General features: G+C 53.2%; 1 protein-coding gene. It reads right to left on the bottom strand.

The window, feature by feature from the left end; translation table 11 throughout:
- A partial coding sequence (locus EN824_RS34535) for an Lrp/AsnC ligand binding domain-containing protein (protein ID WP_135933229.1) occupies positions 1-295 on the bottom strand: 295 nt, incomplete at both ends.

Below are 295 nucleotides of genomic sequence, written 5' to 3'. Positions count from 1 at the left end.
CGATCTAGCGGATAGTGGCTTTTGACGAACGGCGACTTGATGATCACGTAGCTGAAGTACTTCTCAATGCCAATGTCGCGTTCCAGCAAGCCTTCAATAATGCTCTGGTAGTGACTCACGCTGCGCGTGACGAACTTCAGCAGGTAGTCGTAGCCGCCGCTCGCAAGGTGACACTCGACGATTTCGTCCACGTCGCGAATCGCATTCACGAACTTGATGAAGTCTTCCCGCCGATGATCGGCCAGCGTGACTTCAGTAAAAACGATCTGCACGTCACCGAGCTTTTCGAGCTGGA

The organism is Mesorhizobium sp. M8A.F.Ca.ET.181.01.1.1, assembly GCF_004792025.1.
In the GTDB taxonomy this organism is placed as follows: Bacteria; Pseudomonadota; Alphaproteobacteria; order Rhizobiales; family Rhizobiaceae; genus Mesorhizobium.
The sequence above is the reverse complement of the archived record's forward strand: the minus strand, read 5'-3'. Positions and strand labels throughout refer to the sequence as shown.